Source organism: Microbacterium sp. (genome assembly GCF_047606685.1).
Classification (GTDB): domain Bacteria; phylum Actinomycetota; class Actinomycetes; order Actinomycetales; family Microbacteriaceae; genus Microbacterium.
This window is the reverse complement of record NZ_JASGEC010000046.1, coordinates 1-18086: the sequence shown is the minus strand read 5'-3', so window position 1 is coordinate 18086 and position 18086 is coordinate 1. Positions and strand designations below refer to the sequence as shown.

The window sequence follows — 18086 nt, the reverse complement described above, 5'->3', positions numbered from 1 at the left end:
GGTGAGCTCGAGCTCGGTGCCGAAGGTCTGCGACTCCTCGACGGTGACGACGCCCTCCTTGCCGACCTTGTCGATCGCCTCGGCGATGAGCTCGCCGATCTCGGTGTCGGCCGCGGAGATGGATGCCGTTGCGGCGATCTCCTCCTTGGACTCGACCTCCTTGGCGTCGGCCAGCAGCTGGCTGGTCAGCGCCGCGGTGGCCTTCTCGATGCCCTTCTTCAGGCTGATCGGGTCGGCGCCGGCCGCGACGTTGCGCAGGCCCTCGCGCACGAGAGCCTGGGCGAGAACGGTCGCCGTGGTGGTGCCGTCTCCCGCGACGTCGTCGGTCTTCTTCGCGACCTCCTTGACCAGCTCAGCGCCGATCTTCTCGTACGGGTCGTCGAGCTCGATCTCCTTGGCGATCGACACGCCGTCGTTCGTGATCGTGGGGGCGCCCCACTTCTTCTCGAGCACGACGTTGCGACCGCGGGGGCCGAGCGTCACCTTCACGGCGTCGGCCAGCGTGTTCAGGCCGCGCTCGAGGCCGCGGCGGGCGTCCTCGTCGAAAGCGATGATCTTTGCCATGTGTTTGTCGTCCCTCCCGGACGTTGGCTTGCTGTACTTAGCACTCGCCAATACGGAGTGCTAACCCATTCTGGCACTCGGGCATGCCGAGTGCAAGCCGCGGCGGGAGGCATCCCTTCCTCGAGGGAAGGAGAGGGGGAGCGCGCTTCAGGCGACGATGCGCACGGACTCGGCTTGCGGGCCCTTCTGGCCCGAGCCGACGGAGAACTCGACGGCCTGGCCCTCTTCGAGCACGCGGAAGCCCGACATGTCGATGTTCGAGTAGTGGACGAAGACGTCATCGCCGTCGGCGACGGTGATGAACCCGTACCCCTTCTCGGCGTTGAACCACTTCACGGTGCCCTGCGTCATGCCAGTCTCCTTGTTGCGAACACCGCAATGCTAGGCGCGTCCACGCGGCCGAAAACGCCGTTTCGGCGACTTTTGACACGCCCGCATCGCACTGTTCACACGCCTGAAACACGGCGGGCGGAAGGCTATTGAGTGGCTGTGGGCGTCGGGGTCGAGACGCGGTCGAGCCCGATCACGACGGTGAGCTGCTTCTTCGAGTCCTGCACGTAGTCGTCGGCCTCCTGCACGGCAGCGCCGCCGATCACCTCGGCGAGTCCGAGTGCCGCAGCCTCGTCCTCGGCCGCCGGATAGAAGACGGTCGTGGTGCGGAAGTCCTGCGAGCTCGCCCCGCTCGCCAGCACCTTGCTCGACTTCCAGCCCGCGGCGACGATGTCGTCGGTCAGCTGCCCCGCCAAGCCCTCGACGGGAGTCGCGTTCAAGACCAGAACCTCGTAGCTCGTGTCCACGGTGGCGGTCACTTCCGGCTCGGGCGTGGCGGTCGCGCTCGCCGCCGGCGGCGACAAGTCGATGCGGCCGGATGCCACGAGAGTGCCGAACACGCCGGCGGCGACGAGCACGATCGTCGCTGCCGCGGCCCACAAGAACACCACGCCGCCTCGCATCCTCGGGTTCTCCGCGCGGTGTGCGCCGATCCGTCCGCGCCGTTCTGGCACGTCATCGAAGCGATCGCGCGGGAAGGACTCGTTCGGCACCCCACGATGTTACCCGCAGGCGCCTGCGGGTACGCTCAGCCGCGCCCGCGCGGTGTCGTCACCGGGCGGCGCCTGAGGCGCGGGCGATGCGGGCCGCCTCGCGCGCGTCGCGCACGCGGCGCAGCCGCTTCACGAGCATCGGGTCGTGCTCGAGCGCCTCGACGGTGTCGATGAGCCGGCCCAGCAGCTGATAGTAGCGCGCGGGCGACAGCCCGAGATCGGCTCGGATCGCCTCCTCCTTCGCGCCCGCGTGGCGACGCCACTCGGACTCGAAGGCGAGGATCGCGCGATCGCGTTCAGAGAGGGGCACGGGAGAACGCTAACGCGGGGATGGCGGCTGCCGACCGCGCCACACCGGGAACACGCGGCGCGAAGGTCATGTTGAATGGAGGCGGATGGAGGACCCATGGACTACGCGGTGAACAAGAGCGACGAGCAGTGGCGCGAGCAGTTGACGCCCGAGCAATTCGCGGTGTTGCGCGAAGCCGGCACCGAGCGGCCGTGGACGGGCGAGCTGCTCGACGAGCACCGCGCGGGCCTGTACACGTGCGCGGCGTGCGGCGCCGAGCTGTTCAAGAGCGGCACGAAGTTCGACTCGCACTGCGGGTGGCCGAGCTTTTACGAGTCGATCCGGCCGGACGCGGTCGAGCTGCGGGAGGACAACACGCACGGCATGGCGCGCACCGAGGTGCGCTGCGCCGCGTGCGGCTCCCATCTCGGGCACGTGTTCCCCGACGGGTTCGGCACCCCCACCGGCGACCGGTACTGCATGAACTCGATCTCGCTGGAGTTCAGCCCCGAGATGTGACGCTGTCGTCTCGGCGGCGGCGCGACGGCGCGAGCGCGACGGCCACCGACGACAGCGCGACGGCGACGACGACGAGCTCGAACACGAGCCCCGGGCTGGACGCGGCCGGCCAGAGGGCGTCGAGGACGACCGACGCGATGAGCTGGCCGGCGATCGCGCCGAGGGCGAGCAGCAGCACGCCGGTGTGGACGACCAGCGTCGCGGCGAGGAAGACGAAGGCGACGCCGAGCGCGCCGCCGACGTAGAGCCACGGCTCCGGCGGGAACGGCAGCGGCGGCCCGTTCGTCGCGACGCTGGCACCCGCGGTGGCGGCGAGGATGGCGGTACCGACCGCGAAGTTCACCAGGGTCGCGGTGAGCGCGGCGCCCACCCGCTGGCGCAGCCGGCCGGTCGCCGCCTGCTGCCACCCGACCGCGGCGCCGGCGACGAACGGCAGGGCGAGCATCCACAGCGGCGCCGACGCCACTCCCCCGCCGACGAAGGAGACGACCGCGGCCGCCAGCGCGAGTGCCCCGCTCACGACACGGGGCAGCGTCACGGCGATGGCGCCGCCGGGGCCGAAGCCGGCGCGGTCCAGGAGCAGCCCCGACACCGTCTGGCCGGCGACGAGGCCGACGGTGAACAGTGAGACGCCGATGATTCCCACGACGAGGCCTTGCGCCGCGACGGTGAGCGCGCCCGCCGCGCCGACGCACAGCATCCACCACGGGATCGTTCGTCCGCGCACTCCGCGCACGAGCCGGCCGACCCCGCGGCGGCCGGCGGGAAGTGCGGCCGACAGCACGAGGAGGATGGCCAATCCCGACCCGAACGAGACGAGGGCGGCGACGAGCCCGTCGTCGAGGCGGATGCCGAGCTGTCCGTTGATCCGCGACTGCACCGCGAGCAGGCACCCGATGAAGCCGGCCACGCACAGCGCCGCCCACGGTGGGAGCCTCCTGGCGCGGTCGACACTCATGTTGAGCCGACTGCGGGACTCGAACCCGCAACCGCCCGATTACAAGTCGGGTGCGCTACCAATTGCGCCAAGTCGGCAGACCACTCAGTCTACTGACCCGGGCACCGCGCCGAGTTGCCGCGATCTGCGTCCGAGCTCGCAGAACGCGGCAACTGAACCAGCGCGGGCGAGGAGCGCCGCGGGGTTCAGCGACCCGCGACTACTTGGTCGGCGTTGGGCTCGGCGTCGCGGAGGTCGTGGGCGCGGGGGTCGGAGACGCCGGTTCGTCCGTGTAGTACGAGTTGCTCGACAGCGTCAGCACGAACTGCGCGAACTCCTTCGGGTCATCCAGCGCGCCGACGTAGGGCTCTCCGTTGACCAGCACGAGAGGCGCGCCGGTGAGCTTCGCGTCGTCGCTGCCCGGCAGCGGGCCGGCCAGCGCGCGCTCGGTCTCGTCCTGCACCCACGACGCGAAGCTCTGGTTCTCAATGCACTCCCGCACCGGCTTCGGGTCGTCGGCGCCCGACGCGATCGCCATGTAAGCAAGGTCGTCGTCGGACAGTCCATCGCTGTCGATGTCGGGCTGCTGCTGCAGCAGGGCCTGGTTGAACAGATAGAACGAGTCCGGCGCGTGCGTTGCGACGCACGCGGCGGCTGCGGCCGAGCGCAGCGAGTACTTGGTGCCGTTCGACTTCGGGGTCAGCACCGCCACGGGGTGGTAGGTGAGCGTCGCCGCTCCCTGCGCGACCCAGTCGGCCAGCTGCGCCGAGTTCGCGAGCTGGAACTGCTTGGAGCCGGGCGACAGATAGTCGACGTAGACGCTGATGTCGACCGCGCGCTCGTCGGCTTCGCCCGCGGGCGCGTCGGACTGCTCGGGCGTCGGGGTGGCGCTGGGGTCCGCATCCTTCGTCGACGAAGAGTCCGCCGTCGGGTCGGGAAGCGTGCCGGCCTCGCCCGGAACGCCCAGTTTGCCAACGGCGTCGACGCGGATGCCGCCGTCGATCATGTTCGCGGGGCTCAGGTGCGCATCGGACGTCGAGGAGGACACCATCCACGTGACGGTCACCGTCGCCGCGACGACGACCGCGACCACCACGACGGCGAGCGAGACGCGGCGCACCGCCCGCGCCGTCGACTGCCGTGCCTGCACCTGCTGCGCCTTCTCGCGCACGGCCTCGCGTCGATCGCGAGGGGCCTGAGCGCTCGGAGTCTCGCTCGACATGAATCCTCTTGACATCCCCTCTGCCGGGCTTTGCCCGGGGAAACCGCCTTCGGGCGGCGGCAACCCTCAGATGCTAGCCACGGAGTCTGGGAAAAACCCACGTGCCGCGCGAGGCCGGCTTCTGTCATACTGGGCTAGCGCCCGACGGTGGGCGCGGCGGGAGGCCCCCGCGCAATCCTCACTACGGATCGTCCGGCACGTACCTGCCGGTGAAGGAGATCAAGGCAATGGCGTCTGTCACATTCGATAACGCGACTCGCGTCTACCCCGGGGCGACTCGCCCCTCGGTCGACAAGTTCAACCTCGAGATCGCGGACGGAGAGTTCCTCGTTCTCGTCGGCCCCTCGGGTTGTGGCAAGTCCACCACCTTGCGCATGCTGGCCGGCCTCGAAGAGGTCAACTCTGGCCGCATCCTGATCGGCGACCGCGACGTCACCGACGTCCCGCCCAAAGACCGCGACATCGCGATGGTGTTCCAGAACTACGCGCTCTACCCGCACATGACGGTGGCCGAGAACATGGGCTTCGCCCTGAAGATCGCCGGCGTGCCGAAGGACGAGCGCGCCACGCGCGTGCAGGAGGCGGCGAAGCTGCTCGACCTCGAGCAGTACCTCACCCGCAAGCCGAAGGCGCTCTCCGGCGGCCAGCGCCAGCGCGTGGCCATGGGCCGCGCCATCGTGCGCTCGCCCCAGGTGTTCCTCATGGACGAGCCGCTGTCCAACCTCGACGCGAAGCTGCGCGTGCAGACGCGCACGCAGATCGCGGCGCTGCAGCGCAAGCTCGGTGTCACCACCGTCTACGTCACGCACGACCAGACCGAGGCCCTCACGATGGGCGACCGCATCGCGGTGCTCAAGGACGGCATCCTGCAGCAGGTCGGCACGCCGCGCGAACTGTACGGGTCGCCGAACAACGTGTTCGTGGCCGGCTTCATCGGCTCGCCGGCGATGAACCTGTTCCCGGTCGACCTCGCCGAGGGCGGGGTCAGCTTCGGAGACCTCGTCGTGCCGGTGGAGGCCGACACGCTGGGCCGCGCGCACGGCTCGGAGGTCACGATCGGCGTGCGCCCTGAGGACATCACGGTCGCCCCCGCCGACGGAAGGGGCCTCACGGTCGAGGTCGACCTCGTCGAGGAGCTCGGCGCGGACGGCTACCTCTACGGCCACACCGAGATCAACGGCAAGCGCACCGACATCGTCGCGCGCGTCGACGGCCGCAGCCACCCGAACGCTGGCGACAAGGTCGTCCTCGCTCCGGTGCCCGGCCACGTGCACGTGTTCGACCTCGAGTCGGGCGAGCGGCTCACCAAGAAGGAGATCACGTCGGACGTCTGACGAACGACACCCCGCGGCGCGGAGTCTCCTCACCGGGGGCCCGCGCCGCGGCGCGTGCGGCATCCATCCTGCCCACACCGGAGAATCCATGCCCCGTTCTTTGAGCATCACCGCGAGCTCGGTCGACCCCGGCCTGTTGACTCTGCCGTGGTCGACGGGGCTCGCGGACTGGCCGAGCAAAGACATCGTGTGGCTGCCCAAGGGCATCTCGCGCCACCTCGTGCGCTTCGCCAATCTGTCCGGACGCGTGGTCGCCGTCAAGGAGACAACATCGGAGATGGCGCGGCGCGAATACGAGATGCTCGGCAACCTGCACCGGCTCGACGCGCCCTGCGTCGAGCGCGTCGCGGTGATCGCGGGGAGAACGGATGCCGCCGGCGAGCCGCTTCCCGCGGCGCTGGTCACCGCGCACTTGAGGTTCTCCCTCCCCTACCGGGCGCTGTTCACGCACACTCTGCGCCCGCACACCGCGACGCGGCTCGTCGACGCGCTGGCGGCCCTGCTGGTGCGCCTGCACAACGTCGGGTTCTTCTGGGGCGATGTGTCGCTGTCGAACACGCTGTTCCGGCGCGACGCCGGCGCGTTCGCCGCCTACCTCGTCGACGCTGAGACCGGCGAGCTGCACGAGACGGGACTGACCCGCGGGCAGCGCGAGCACGACCTCGAGGTCGCGCGCACCAACATCGCCGGCGAGATCATGGACCTCGAGGCCGGCGGGCGGCTCGAGGGCGGAGTGGATGCCGTGGCGATCGCCGACGGGATCGTGTCGTCGTACCGGTCGCTGTGGGCGGTGCTCACCGATCAGGAGACGTTCGCCACGAGCGAGTCGTGGCGGATCACCGAGCGAGTGCGGCGCCTCAACGACACCGGCTTCGACATCGACGAGATGTCGATCGTGGCAGAGCCCGACGGAACGCGCGTGACGATCACTCCGAAGGTCGTCGACGCGGGCCACCACCAGCGTCGACTGCTGCGGCTCACCGGGCTCGACGTCGAGGAGAACCAGGCGCGGCGCCTGCTCAACGACCTCGACGAGTTCCGCGCACGCAGCTCGCGGATCGGCGATGACGAGGAGATGGTGGCGCACGAGTGGCTGACGCGGGTGTTCGAGCCGGTCGTCAAGGCGGTTCCGTTCGACCTGCGCGCCAAGCTCGAGCCCGCCGAGGTGTTCCACCAGGTGCTCGAGCACCGCTGGTACATGGCGCAGGCGCGCGACAGCTCGGTGCCGCTGGCAGAAGTGCTCACCTCGTACATCAACGACGTGCTGCGCCACCGCCGCGACGAGGCGACGATCATGGGCCCGCCGACCGACACGATGAGCCTGCCGGCCCTCACCGCGAGCGGTCCGGCCGTGGACGACGAGGACGACGAGGAAGACGTCGACTGGCGCGATCTGGTGTGACGCGCCGGGCCGTCAGTACCCGACGGTGAAGCGCTCCCGACGGTGCTTCGGGTGCTCGATCTCGTCGACGACGGCGACGGCGAAGTCGGCGCCGGAGATCGTCGAGTTCCCCTCGGCGTCCTCGACGACGACATCGCCGCCATCCCGGTAGGCGCCCGTGCGCTCGCCGGGAAGCCAGTCGCCGAAGTCCTTCGGCGGGTGCACGAGGAACCAGTCCAGCCCGTCGTCGGATGCCTGCAGCAGGTCGAGCGCCGCCACGCCCACGCCTGCCTCGTGCCGGTACTCCTCGGGCACCCCGAGGTCCCACAGCCGCGGGCCGCCGGGCGCGCTGAGGCTTCCCATGGCACCGCCCACGACGCCGAGCCGCGTGCGCGTGCCGGACAGGCGGGCGGCCAGGCCGCTGAGCGCGTCGATCGCGCGGTCGGCCATGTCGCCGCGCGGCGAGATCGCCGAGACGACGACGTCGGCTCCCGCAAGCGCGTCAGCGATGCCGTCGAGCTCGAGCGCCGAGCCTTGCACGTAGTCGACACCGTCGACTGGCGAGTCGGGCAGCTTGCGCGACACGGACACGACGTCGTGACCTCGAGCCGCGGCCTCCGCGACGATGTTTCCGCCGGCGTAGCCGGTTCCTCCGATGACGGCGATGCGTGCCATGTGCGTGTCCTTTCGACTGAAGACGAGTCTCTCACTGCAAGCATCGTGGCACCGCATCCATTCCCGCGTCTGTCGCGCCCTCCGCGATGCTCCTGAGTGACAAACCCGTGAGTTCAGCGGCGGTCAACTACGGCCGGCAGCGCGCCCCACTCGTCGCACGGCGCCCGCTGCGCGCGCTTGCACGGCACGCCCCGCCTGGCCGACGCGGATGTCGATCGAGAAGAGCATCTTGATCACCCACGAGAACAGGAGCATGACCAGAATCGGCATGACACAAGTGGTCACGATCAGGAGCGCGAACTGCTCCATGTAGAAGTTCAGGGCCTCCACGGCTTCGTCTTTGATCTCGTTGACGGAGTTGAGCGCTCCCTCCACGGCACTGCCCACATTGCCCACCGCGTCCTCGAGCCAGTTGCCGATCGAGTCGAGCAGACCGCCGTCACCGTCGTCCGCCTCAGGCTTGACGGTTTTGTCGGCTTCTGCATCCTGGGCAGCCTCGGCGGCGCTGTCGGCGGCCTCGTCAGCCGCGCTCGCGGCGGCCGCCGCGTCCGCGTAGGTGCTGGTGAGCGCGTCGCTGACGGCGATCGACCCTGGCACGGCGAGAACGAGCACCGCGCCGAACGCCGCGAGCTTGATCGCAAGAGAGCGAAGGGCGGCTCGCCGGGAGTACACGGCCACGATGCCCAGGACGCAGGCCAGCGGAACGATCACCGTGAAGGCGATGCCCCCCGAGACGGTGACAAGGATCTTCTGGAGGATGATCGCGGCGATGATCACCACGAACCACCCGCTGACATCCGCGAGCTGGTCGGCGACCGGCGTCAGCATGTCGTCCGGCACAAGGCTCAGCGCGGCAGACAGCGCCGTCGATCCGGCCGCGAGCCCGCTCACCGTTGACTGCTGCGATTCGAGTGAGTCTCGAACACCACCAAGCGTCGCCGGGCTTGAGGCAAACGGGGCAAGGAGGAAGATCGACGCCAACGCCACCGCGACGAGAGCCGCAGCCCAGATGTGCGCTCGCGCTCCGCGGCGAGGGCGAAGCGCCCGCCCCGCAATGACGTCATCGGCTTCCTGCTCGGGCGCCTCCACCGACTCGTCTCGCACCTCGCCTGCCACGCCGCCGACCCCCGTCGCACTTCATTGTGCATAGCTCATTTATGAGCAATGCATAAGAACATAGGTCAGAGTACCAGGCGCGACGAACGAGCGACCGTTCAGTCAGTCTTGGCCAGAACGCCGCTCATGCCGTGCGCGGCGACGAGCCCGCGCGCGCAGTGGCGACCTGGTAGAGGGCGACGGATGCCGCGATCCCGGCGTTGAGCGACTCCGTCGCCGCCTCGATCGGGATCGACACGATCTGGTCGCACGTCTCGGTCACCAGCCGCGACAGGCCTTTGCCCTCCGAGCCCACGACGATGACCAGGGCACGGTCTGCCAGCCCGAGCGCGGGCAGCGAGACATCCCCTCCCCCGTCGAGCCCCAGGACGAAAACGCCCTGCTTCTTGAAGTCTTTGAGCGTCGCGGTGAGGTTGGCGGCGACCGCGACGGGCACGCGCGCGGCAGCTCCGGCGCTCGTCTTCCACGCCGCCGAGGTGACGCCGGCCGAACGGCGCTGCGGCACGATCACGCCCTGTCCGCCGAAGGCCGCCGTGGAGCGGATGATCGCCCCCAGGTTGCGCGGGTCGGTGATGCCGTCGAGAGCGACCAGCAGCGGCGTCTTGCCGGCATCCACCGCCGCCTCGAGCAGGTCCTGCGGGTGCGCGTACTCGTACGGCGGCACCTTGAGCGCCACGCCCTGGTGCACCCCGTCGAACCCGGCCATGCGGTCAAGCTCTGGCCGGGTCACCTCGAGCACCGGGATCTCGCGACGGCTTGCGAGCGCCAGCGTCTCTTTGACGCGGTCGTCCATCTCGACCCGTTGCGCGATGTACAGCGCGGTGGCGGGGATGCGGGCGCGCAGCGCCTCCAGCACGGAGTTGCGGCCGGTGACCGTCTCGGTCTCGTCGCCCGCCTTCGCCCTCGGCGCCCGCCCGGACGACGAGCGCTGCCCCGGCCGCCCCGTGCCGCCCGCCGCGGCATAGCGCTCCTGCGCCGCCTTGCGCTTGCCGGCGACGTGCCAGCTGCGGTCTTCCGCCTTCGGCGTCGGACCTTTGCCCTCGAGCGACTTGCGGCCGTGGCCGCCTGTGCCCTTCGTGGGGCCCTTCTTCTTGCCACGGCTCGCGCCCGGGCGTCCTTGCTTAGCCATCGCTGATCTCCCAGTGGGTTGCGTCCGCGGTGTCTTCCAGGGCGATGCCGGCCGCCGCGATCGCGTCGCGGATGCGGTCGGCGCTCGCCCAGTCTTTCGCGGCGCGCGCCTCGGCGCGCTGCGCGATCATCGTCTGCACGAGGGCATCGAGAGCGTTTGCCTCGGCCGAGGCGTCGGCCGCGTGCCGCGTCGGGGTGATGCCGAGGATGTCGGTCATCGCGCCCACCTCGGCGAGAGCCTGCGCGGCCGGCTCGAGGCTCCCCTCGTCCAGCGCGGCGTTGCCGGCGCGGACGCGCTCGTGCAGCACCGCGAGCGCCTGCGGCACGCCGAGGTCGTCATCCATCGCCGCCGCGAACGCGACCGGCATGCGGGCGGCGACCGCCGTGAAGCCCGCGCCCGGCCGCGAGAGCGCCGGCCCGACCGCCCCACGTCCGGAAAGCGCACGAGCGGCGCGCTGCTGGAAGGAGCGGATGCGGTCCAACGCCGCCTCGGCCTCGTCGTAGGAGGCGCCGGTGATGGCCAGGCTCGACCGGTAGTGCGCCGCGGCGAGGGCGTAGCGGACCACGAGCGGATCACGCTCGGCCAGCACGTCGTGGGCGAGCACGAAGTTGCCGAGCGACTTCGACATCTTCTGGTCGCCGACGGTGACCAGCCCGTTGTGCACCCAGTAGCGCGCGAACCCGTCGCCCGCTGCTGCGGACTGGGCGAGCTCGTTCTCGTGGTGCGGGAAGCGGAGGTCGAGCCCGCCGCCGTGGATGTCGAACTCGGCGCCCAGGTAGCGGCGGCTCATCGCGGAGCACTCGATGTGCCACCCCGGCCGGCCCGGGCCCCACGGCGACTCCCACGCGGCGTCTTCCGGCTCGTCCGCCTTGGCCGCCTTCCACAACGCGAAATCGAGCGGATCGCGCTTGCCCGGCTCCGTGTCGCCCGATGGCTCCATAGCGTCGGGGGCCTGGTTGGTCAGCGCGCCGTACTCGGGCCACGAGCGCACGTCGAAGTACACGCTGCCATCGACGGCATACGCGTGGCCCGCGTCGACGAGGGTGGCGATGAGCTCCTGCATCTGCGGGATCGATCCGGTGGCGCGGGGCTCGTAGGTCGGGGGAAGGATGCCGATGGCGGAATATGCCGAGGTGAACTCGCGCTCCATGCGGTAGGCGAGCGCCCACCACGGCTCGCGCGCGGTGGCGTTGCGCAGCACCTTGTCGTCGATGTCGGTGACGTTGCGCACCAGCGTGACCCGGCCGAACCGGTGCTCGAGCCAACGGCGCAGGATGTCGAAGGCCAGCGCCGAGCGCAAGTGGTGGATGCCGGGGCCGGACTGCACCGTCGGCCCGCACACGTAAACCGTCACGTTGCCGGGGTCGGCGGGCACGAAGTCGCGCAGCGCGCGCGCCTTCGTGTCGTAGAGCCGAACGCCCCTGCCTGCCGGTGTCACCGCACCAGCCTACCCGCGGGGTCGCGGGCGTCAGGCCGGCAGCACGAGGGCGACCGCGAAGGCCGCGACGCCGTCGCCGGCCCCCGTGAAGCCGAGCCCGTCGGTGGTGGTGGCCGACACCGAGACCGGCGCGCCGCCCAGAGCCGCCGACAACGCCGCCTCGGCATCGGCGCGGCGCGCGGAAAACCGCGGCCGGTTCGCCTGCACCTGCACCGACACGTTGCCGACCGCCCAGCCGGCGGCGCCGAGCAGCTCGCGCGTGCGGACCAGGAACACGTCGGCGTGCGCGCCCGCGTACTCGGGATGGTCGGTGCCGAAGTGTGTGCCGATGTCGCCGAGGCCTGCCGCCGAGAGCAGCGCGTCGACGATCGCGTGCGCCACGGCGTCGCCGTCGGAGTGGCCGGCGAGCGCGGGCTCGCCCGGCCACGGCAGCCCCGCGAGCCACAGCACGCCTTCGCCGGCGAAGGCGTGCACGTCGGTGCCCACCCCGACGCGGGGAGCGCGCGGTCGGCGGTCGATCCCGGCGGATGCCGGGGCGGCGTTGGGCGCGACCAGCCCTCTGGCGCGCTCGAGGTCGGCGGGCGTGGTGATCTTGAACGCGCGGCTGTCGCCGTCGACCACGTCGACCGGGTGGCCCGCGGCGGCGAAGAGGGCGGCGTCGTCTGTGTGCTCGGCCCTCGCTGCCGCGTACGCGGCGACCAGCGCCGCGCGCGGGAAGCCTTGCGGCGTCTGCGCCGCGGCGAGCGTGTCGCGGTCGACCCCCGCGGCCACGCGCGAGCCGTCGACGCGCTTGATCGTGTCCACGACCGGCAGCACGGGCACGACACCCCACCCGGTCTCGTCCACCGCTGCCACGACGCGGTCGAACACGGCGCCCGGGGCCAGGGCACGGGCCGCATCGTGCACGAGCACGGTCTCGACATCCGGCCACACGGCCGCAAGGCCCGCGGCGACCGACGCCTGCCGGGTCGCTCCGCCCGCCACGACCGACACCAGGTCGCGCCGGCTGCCCGCCGCCTCGACGGCCTCGGTCTCGGCTTCCCCCTCGCGCCCCTCCGGCGCGACGACGACGACCTGCGCGGGCGCCGCCTGGAACACGCCGCGCAGGGCGTGGCGCAGCACGGTGTGCTCGTCGATGCCGACGAACGCCTTCGGCGACCCCGCGCCCAAGCGGGCGCCGGACCCCGCGGCCACGACGATGATCGCGACGCGCGGAACAGGCGTGATGCTCACGCGACGAGACTACTCGCGGGTCAGGACGCGAGGACCTCGTCGAGGACGACGCTCGCCTGCTCCTCGTCGGTCTTCTCCGCGAGCGCGAGCTCGGAGATGAGGATCTGGCGGGCCTTCGCCAGCATCCGCTTCTCGCCGGCCGACAGGCCGCGGTCCTGGTCGCGGCGCCACAGGTCGCGCACGACCTCGCTCACCTTGATCACGTCGCCCGAAGCGAGCTTCTCAAGGTTCGCCTTGTAGCGGCGGGACCAGTTCGTGGGCTCTTCGGTGAACGGAGCGCGCAGCACCTCGAAGACGCGCTCGAGGCCCTCCTTGCCGATCACGTCGCGAACACCGACCAGATCGACGTTGTCCGCGGGGACCTCGATGATGAGGTCGCCCTGCGTCACGTTGAGCTTCAAGTACTTCTTCGACTCGCCCTTGATGACGCGTTCTTTGACCTCGATGATCGTCGCGGCCCCGTGGTGCGGGTAAACGACGGTCTCGCCAACCTCGAAAAGCATGCAGTCTTGTCCTTTCGGCAACCTCATAAGGATACCACAGCAGGCATACGCTAAGGTTCGCTCGCGCACCCCTGCATCCGGTTCCACGAAGCGAGGCGCGACCCCGCTACAATGCAAGCAAAGCTCGTCCGCACTCCTGGAGGATCCGTGAAATCGCGCCTCATCGCGTCCCTCGCCCTGGGCGCCGCCGTCATCCTCGGAGCCACCGGCTGCGCCATGATCTCGCCACAGGCGACGACTGTCCACTACTCCCCCGCGGACGGCGTGAACGTGGACGGCTCTGCCCCACTGGAGGTGCGCAACGCCGTCGTCATCGCCAACGAGGAGGGCACTGCCGGCAACCTCGTCGCCGCCATCGTCAACCCGACCGACGGCTCGCTGACGCTCAACCTCGAGGTCGGCGATGCGCGCACGCCCGCGACGGTGCACGTGCCGGCGAACTCGGTGGTGAGCCTGGGCGCAGAGGGGACGCCGCCGCTGCCGTTGGCGAACTTCGAGGGGGTTCCAGGCTCCGACGTGCCGATCTACTTCCAGTCCGGCGACGAGAACGGGGTCAAAACCGACGTCCCGATCCTGGACGGAACACTGCCGTACTACGCCGACCTCGTGCCGCAGCCGGCGGTGCCGGCCGACGGCGTCGCGACCCCCTGACGCTCACGCCTCGAAGCGGTAGCCCAGACCTCGCACGGTCACCAGCATCACAGGCTCTTTCGGCGTCTTCTCGATGCGGGAGCGGATGCGCTTGACGTGCACGTCGAGCGTCTTCGTGTCGCCGAAGTAGTCGCTGCCCCACACCCGGTCGATGAGCTGCCCGCGGGTGAGCACGCGGCCGGCGTTGCGCATGAGCACTTCGAGCAGCTCGAACTCCTTCAGCGGCATCTTGATCTCGTCGCCGTCGACCTGCACGGTGTGCCGGTCGAGGTCGAGGGTCACCCGCCCACCGGTCAGCACACGCTCGTCGAGGTCGATCTCGGGCTCGACGCGGCGGCGCAGCACGGCGCGCATACGGGCCAGCAGCTCGCGCGAGGAGTAGGGCTTGGTGACGTAGTCGTCGGCGCCCAGCTCGAGTCCGACGACGATGTCGACCTCGGAGTCCTTCGCGGTGAGCATGATGATCGGCGTCTGCGACACGGCGCGGATCTGCCGGCACACCTCGGTTCCGGCGACGCCCGGCAGCATGAGATCGAGGAGCACGATGTCGGCGCCGCGGTCGTGGAACGCCGCGATCGCGCTCGGGCCGTCCTCGGCGATCTCGACGTCGTAGCCCTCCCGGCGCAGCAGGTAGGCGAGGGGGTCGGCAAGGTCGGGCTCGTCCTCGACGAGCAGAACGCGAGTCATCGGTGTTCTCCGTTCGCGGCGGCAGCCGCCTTCTTGGCCTTCTTGCGGGCCTGGGCGGCAGCCGCCTTCTTCTTGCGGGCGCGAGGCTCGGCGGGCGCGGGGTCGGCGGCAGGCAGCCGGATCGTGAAGGTGGAGCCACGGCCTGCCCGCGACCACAGCCGCACCTCGCCGCCGTGGCGCTGCACCGCGTGCTTGACGATCGACAGGCCGAGCCCCGAGCCGCCCGTGCGGCGCGAGCGCGCCTGGTCGGCGCGGTAGAAGCGCTCGAACACCCGCCGCTGGTCTTCCTCGGAGATGCCGATGCCCTGGTCGGCCACGGCGATCTCGACCACGTCGTCGACGCGCTTGGCGGCGATGCCCACGTGCGATCCCGCCGGCGAGTAGACGATGGCGTTCGCGATCAGGTTGCCGACCGCCTCGGCCAGCACCTGGGCGTCGCCGCGGACGTGGAGCCCGCGCTCGCCGCCGCGTCGCAGCTCGACTCGGGCGGACTCGGCCTGGACGGCGTGGGTGTCGACGGCAGAGGCCACGACCTCGTCGATCGACACGTCCGACAGGACGGACAGCTCCTCGGCGACCTGCAGCCGGGAGAGGTTCAGGATGCGGGCGGTGAGCCGCGCGAGCCGGGCCGCCTCGGCCTGCAGCCTGGTCGCGAACACACGCACCTGCTCAGGGTCGTCGGCGGCCGACTCGATCGCCTCGGAGAGCAGGCTCACGGCTCCGACCGGGGTCTTCAGCTCGTGGCTCGTGTTGGCCACGAAGTCGTGGCGCATCTGCTCGAGCCGCTCGTGCTCGGTGATGTCGCGCGCGACAACGAGCGAGAACCGCGGGCCGAGGGCGCTCGCCCGCGCGGTGACCAGCCTCTGGTCGCCGGGCAGTCCTGCCCGCACCAGGCGCAGGGTGGTCACCGCCGGGACGCCGGTGGAGCGGGCCTGGCGGACGAGCCCGCGCAGGTCGGCGCTGTCGAGCACGTGGCCGGCCTTCATGCCGAGCGCCGCGGCGGGCAGGGATGCCGCAGCCACCGTGAACGAGCCGTCGACCACGGCCGCCGGCTCGTCGAGCGCTGCGAGCACGGCCGAGATGCCCTCGGGCAACGCGACGTCGTCCACGTCGCGAGCGCGCTCGCGCGCGCGAAGCGCCAGGGCGACCACCACCGACACGGCCACGCCGATCGCGATGCCGACCAGCAGCGCCAGCAGCGCGAACTGCACCGGGTCCATGGCACCCAGCGTATGCAACGGCGCCGCTTCAGCGGCGCCGTTGCGCCCCTGTCGGCCCGGCATCCCGTTACTGTTCATGTGCGTGGCGCCGATCGTTAACCTTCGCCGGGGATGATCGCCACGGCCGCACAGCGGGCGACTGCCCGTCCACAGGAGGATTCAACATGCGCGAACTGTTCCACCAGTCGCTGGAGGACGTGCAGGGGCGACTCGTCGAGATCGCCGAGCTCGTGTCCGCCGCGATCGACAAGGCCACTCGCGCGTTCAGCACGAGCGATGTCGCGCTGGCCGAAGAGGTGATCGACGACGACCACATCATCGACGAGAAGGCGGTCGAGCTCGACGAGCTCACGATCGAGATCCTGGCTCGCCAGCAGCCGGTGGCCCGCGACCTGCGCATCGTCGTGGCGGCGCTGCGGATGAGCGCTTCCCTCGAGCGGATGGGCGACATCGCCGAGCACATCGCGCAGCTCACGCGCATGCGCTTCCCCGAGCGGGCGATCCCCAAGGGCCTGAAGGGCACGTTCAAGCGGATGGGCGAGCTCGACGTCGAGGTGGCGCAGCGGCTCACCGATCTGCTCCGCACCGAGAACCTGCGGATCGCCGAGGACATCCGCAACGACGACGACCTCCTGGACGAGCTGCACACGAGCGTGTTCGAGAAGGTGCTCAGCGACAGCTGGCGAGGCGAGGCGGCCGCCACCGTGGACGCGACTCTCGCCAGCCGCTACCACGAGCGCTTCGGCGACCACGCCGTCTCGGTCGCGAAGAAGGTCGTCTACCTCGCCACCGGCGAGTGGGAGACCGACACCGACACGATCCAGGTGATCATCGAGGGCGTCCGCTCGCAAGACTGAGCGGGCTCAGCCCTTGCCCTGGCTGGCCACCGCGGCGGCGCCGGCAGCGGCCGCCTCCGGGTCGAGGTACTCTCCCGGCCCGAGCGGCATCATGTCGTCGCCGAGCCGGTAGACCAGCGGAATGCCGGTGGGGATGTTGAGCTCGGCGATGTCGGCGTCGCTGATGCGGTCGAGGTGCTTCACGAGCGCGCGCAGCGAGTTGCCGTGCGCGGCGACGAGCACCGTCTTGCCGTCGCGCAGGTCGGTCACGATGTCGCTCTCCCAGTAGGGCAGCATGCGGTCGATCACGAGCTTGAGCGACTCGGTGCGCGGCACGTCGCCGTCGATGTGCGCGTAGCGCGCGTCGCCTGTCTGGCTGTACGGGTCGTCATCGGCGATGGGCGGCGGCGGCACGTCGAACGAGCGGCGCCACAGCATGAACTGCTCCTGGCCGTACTCGGCGAGGGTCTGCGCCTTGTCCTTGCCCTGCAGCGCGCCGTAGTGGCGCTCGTTGAGCCGCCACGAGCGCTTCACCGGGATCCACAGCCGGTCGGCGGCGTCGAGGGCGAGGTTGGCCGTCTGGATCGCGCGGCTCTGCAACGACGTGTGCACGATGTCCGGCAGCAGGCCCGCCTCTCTCATCAGCTCGCCGCCGCGGGCGGCCTCGGCCTTGCCCTGGTCGGTGAGGCGCACGTCGACCCAGCCGGTGAACTGGTTGGACTTGTTCCACTCGCTCTGGCCGTGGCGGAGGAGAATCAGGGTGCGGGGGGCGGTCATGCGCTCAGCTTAGCCAGCGGGCGTGGCCGGCGCGCGCCGCGACAGCCGCGGCATGCGCGGGACGGATGCGGTGGCCCCGGCGTCGGCCGGGACGATCGCCTCCTGCGCGGCGGCGACCGGCCCGTCGTCGGTGTCGACGGCGAGCGCGGCGCATGCCGGCGTCGAGCGCTTGAGCAGGGCGAGGGCGATCGGCCCCTCCTCGTGGTGCAGGGCCGCCGACGTCACGTGGCCGACGCGCGTCTCGCCGTGGCGGACGGCCGCCCCCGCGCACGGGAGGAGGCTGTCCGAGCCGTCGAGGTGCAGCAGCGCCAGCCGCCGCGGCGGGTGGCCGAGGTTGTGCACCTTCGCCACGGTCTCCTGCCCGCGGTAGCATCCCTTGCTCAGATGGACCGCGGTGCGCAGCCAGTCGGCCTCGTGCGGAAGGGCGCGCTCGTCCACCTCGTTCGCCCAGCGCGGCCGCCACGCCGCGACGCGCAGCGCGTCGGCTGCGACGAGCCCCGCGACGGCGACGGGCCCGGCGGCGAGCTCGTCG

21 protein-coding genes and 1 tRNA gene are annotated in these 18086 nt (G+C 70.9%); 5 read left to right on the top strand and 17 right to left on the bottom strand.

Going from position 1 to position 18086, the window contains the following annotated elements:
• From QM611_RS04880 to QM611_RS04865, 4 genes are all read right to left on the bottom strand, one after another.
• A partial coding sequence (locus QM611_RS04880; protein ID WP_415078778.1) for a TCP-1/cpn60 chaperonin family protein occupies nt 1–564 on the bottom strand: 564 nt, incomplete at its 3' end.
• A 147-nt stretch (nt 565–711) separates the two neighbouring features.
• Nucleotides 712–915 (bottom strand): cold-shock protein, encoded by a 204-nt coding sequence (locus tag QM611_RS04875; RefSeq protein WP_415078777.1) that lies wholly within the window; start codon nt 913–915, stop codon nt 712–714.
• A gap of 125 nt (nt 916–1040) precedes the next feature.
• Nucleotides 1041–1607 carry a LytR C-terminal domain-containing protein gene (locus QM611_RS04870; RefSeq protein WP_415078776.1) on the bottom strand — a complete coding sequence of 189 codons (567 nt, stop codon included), beginning with the start codon at nt 1605–1607 and terminating at the stop codon, nt 1041–1043.
• A gap of 58 nt (nt 1608–1665) precedes the next feature.
• Nucleotides 1666–1917, bottom strand: a complete 252-nt coding sequence (locus tag QM611_RS04865) for a DUF3263 domain-containing protein (protein ID WP_415078775.1) — start codon at nt 1915–1917, stop codon at nt 1666–1668.
• Nucleotides 1918–2013: 96 nt separating this feature from the next.
• Here QM611_RS04865 and msrB point away from each other — a divergent pair, with 96 nt between their 5' ends.
• Nucleotides 2014–2415: a peptide-methionine (R)-S-oxide reductase MsrB gene (gene msrB / locus QM611_RS04860; protein ID WP_415078774.1), complete on the top strand. Its 402-nt coding sequence runs from the start codon at nt 2014–2016 to the stop codon at nt 2413–2415.
• Here msrB and QM611_RS04855 read toward each other — a convergent pair.
• The 3 genes from QM611_RS04855 to QM611_RS04845 all read right to left on the bottom strand — a co-directional run bounded on the left by QM611_RS04855 (nt 2399) and on the right by QM611_RS04845 (nt 4574).
• Nucleotides 2399–3373 carry a DMT family transporter gene (locus tag QM611_RS04855; RefSeq protein WP_415078773.1) on the bottom strand — a complete coding sequence of 325 codons (975 nt, stop codon included), beginning with the start codon at nt 3371–3373 and terminating at the stop codon, nt 2399–2401. The two genes, msrB and QM611_RS04855, sit on opposite strands and share 17 nt — an antisense overlap.
• Before the next feature lie 4 nt (nt 3374–3377).
• Nucleotides 3378–3450, bottom strand: a tRNA-Thr gene (locus tag QM611_RS04850).
• Nucleotides 3451–3572: 122 nt separating this feature from the next.
• Complete coding sequence (locus QM611_RS04845) at nt 3573–4574, bottom strand: DsbA family protein (RefSeq protein ID WP_415078772.1); 1002 nt, start codon at nt 4572–4574, stop codon at nt 3573–3575.
• 227 nt (nt 4575–4801) lie between these two features.
• Here QM611_RS04845 and QM611_RS04840 point away from each other — a divergent pair, with 227 nt between their 5' ends.
• Nucleotides 4802–5908 (top strand): ABC transporter ATP-binding protein, encoded by a 1107-nt coding sequence (locus QM611_RS04840; RefSeq protein ID WP_415078771.1) that lies wholly within the window; start codon nt 4802–4804, stop codon nt 5906–5908.
• Between the two features lie 88 nt (nt 5909–5996).
• Nucleotides 5997–7310, top strand: a complete 1314-nt coding sequence (locus QM611_RS04835) for a DUF4032 domain-containing protein (RefSeq protein ID WP_415078770.1) — start codon at nt 5997–5999, stop codon at nt 7308–7310.
• 12 nt (nt 7311–7322) lie between these two features.
• Here the strand turns inward: QM611_RS04835 and QM611_RS04830 are convergent, their stop codons facing one another.
• The 6 genes from QM611_RS04830 to QM611_RS04805 form a co-directional block, all read right to left on the bottom strand.
• Nucleotides 7323–7964, bottom strand: a complete 642-nt coding sequence (locus QM611_RS04830) for an NAD(P)-dependent oxidoreductase (RefSeq protein ID WP_415078769.1) — start codon at nt 7962–7964, stop codon at nt 7323–7325.
• 123 nt (nt 7965–8087) lie between these two features.
• Entirely contained in the window at nt 8088–8855 is a 768-nt protein-coding gene (locus tag QM611_RS04825) for a hypothetical protein (RefSeq protein WP_415078768.1), read from the bottom strand.
• A 349-nt stretch (nt 8856–9204) separates the two neighbouring features.
• Nucleotides 9205–10209 carry a 23S rRNA (guanosine(2251)-2'-O)-methyltransferase RlmB gene (gene rlmB / locus QM611_RS04820; protein ID WP_415078767.1) on the bottom strand — a complete coding sequence of 335 codons (1005 nt, stop codon included), beginning with the start codon at nt 10207–10209 and terminating at the stop codon, nt 9205–9207.
• Entirely contained in the window at nt 10202–11647 is a 1446-nt protein-coding gene (cysS, locus tag QM611_RS04815) for a cysteine--tRNA ligase (RefSeq protein ID WP_415078766.1), read from the bottom strand. The genes rlmB and cysS overlap by 8 nt, the downstream gene beginning before the upstream one ends.
• 30 nt (nt 11648–11677) lie before the next feature.
• Complete coding sequence (ispD, locus tag QM611_RS04810; RefSeq protein WP_415078765.1) at nt 11678–12880, bottom strand: 2-C-methyl-D-erythritol 4-phosphate cytidylyltransferase; 1203 nt, start codon at nt 12878–12880, stop codon at nt 11678–11680.
• A 20-nt stretch (nt 12881–12900) separates the two neighbouring features.
• A complete protein-coding gene (locus tag QM611_RS04805; protein WP_415078764.1) occupies nt 12901–13383 on the bottom strand; it encodes a CarD family transcriptional regulator in 483 nt (160 codons plus the stop codon).
• A 147-nt stretch (nt 13384–13530) separates the two neighbouring features.
• Here QM611_RS04805 and QM611_RS04800 point away from each other — a divergent pair, with 147 nt between their 5' ends.
• Nucleotides 13531–14034, top strand: a complete 504-nt coding sequence (locus tag QM611_RS04800; protein ID WP_415078763.1) for a DNA modification methylase — start codon at nt 13531–13533, stop codon at nt 14032–14034.
• Nucleotides 14035–14037: 3 nt separating this feature from the next.
• Here the strand turns inward: QM611_RS04800 and QM611_RS04795 are convergent, their stop codons facing one another.
• Entirely contained in the window at nt 14038–14721 is a 684-nt protein-coding gene (locus tag QM611_RS04795; RefSeq protein WP_415078762.1) for a response regulator, read from the bottom strand.
• Nucleotides 14718–15941, bottom strand: coding sequence for a sensor histidine kinase (locus tag QM611_RS04790; RefSeq protein ID WP_415078761.1), 1224 nt, complete (start codon nt 15939–15941; stop codon nt 14718–14720). Before QM611_RS04790 ends, QM611_RS04795 begins: the two co-directional genes overlap by 4 nt.
• Nucleotides 15942–16105: 164 nt before the next feature.
• Here QM611_RS04790 and phoU point away from each other — a divergent pair, with 164 nt between their 5' ends.
• A complete protein-coding gene (gene phoU, locus QM611_RS04785) occupies nt 16106–16798 on the top strand; it encodes a phosphate signaling complex protein PhoU (RefSeq protein ID WP_415078760.1) in 693 nt (230 codons plus the stop codon).
• 6 nt (nt 16799–16804) lie between these two features.
• Here phoU and QM611_RS04780 read toward each other — a convergent pair whose 3' ends face one another.
• Both QM611_RS04780 and QM611_RS04775 read right to left on the bottom strand, forming a co-directional pair.
• A complete protein-coding gene (locus tag QM611_RS04780; protein ID WP_415078759.1) occupies nt 16805–17554 on the bottom strand; it encodes a phosphoglyceromutase in 750 nt (249 codons plus the stop codon).
• A 9-nt stretch (nt 17555–17563) separates the two neighbouring features.
• A partial coding sequence (locus QM611_RS04775) for a YgfZ/GcvT domain-containing protein (protein WP_415078758.1) occupies nt 17564–18086 on the bottom strand: 523 nt, incomplete at its 5' end.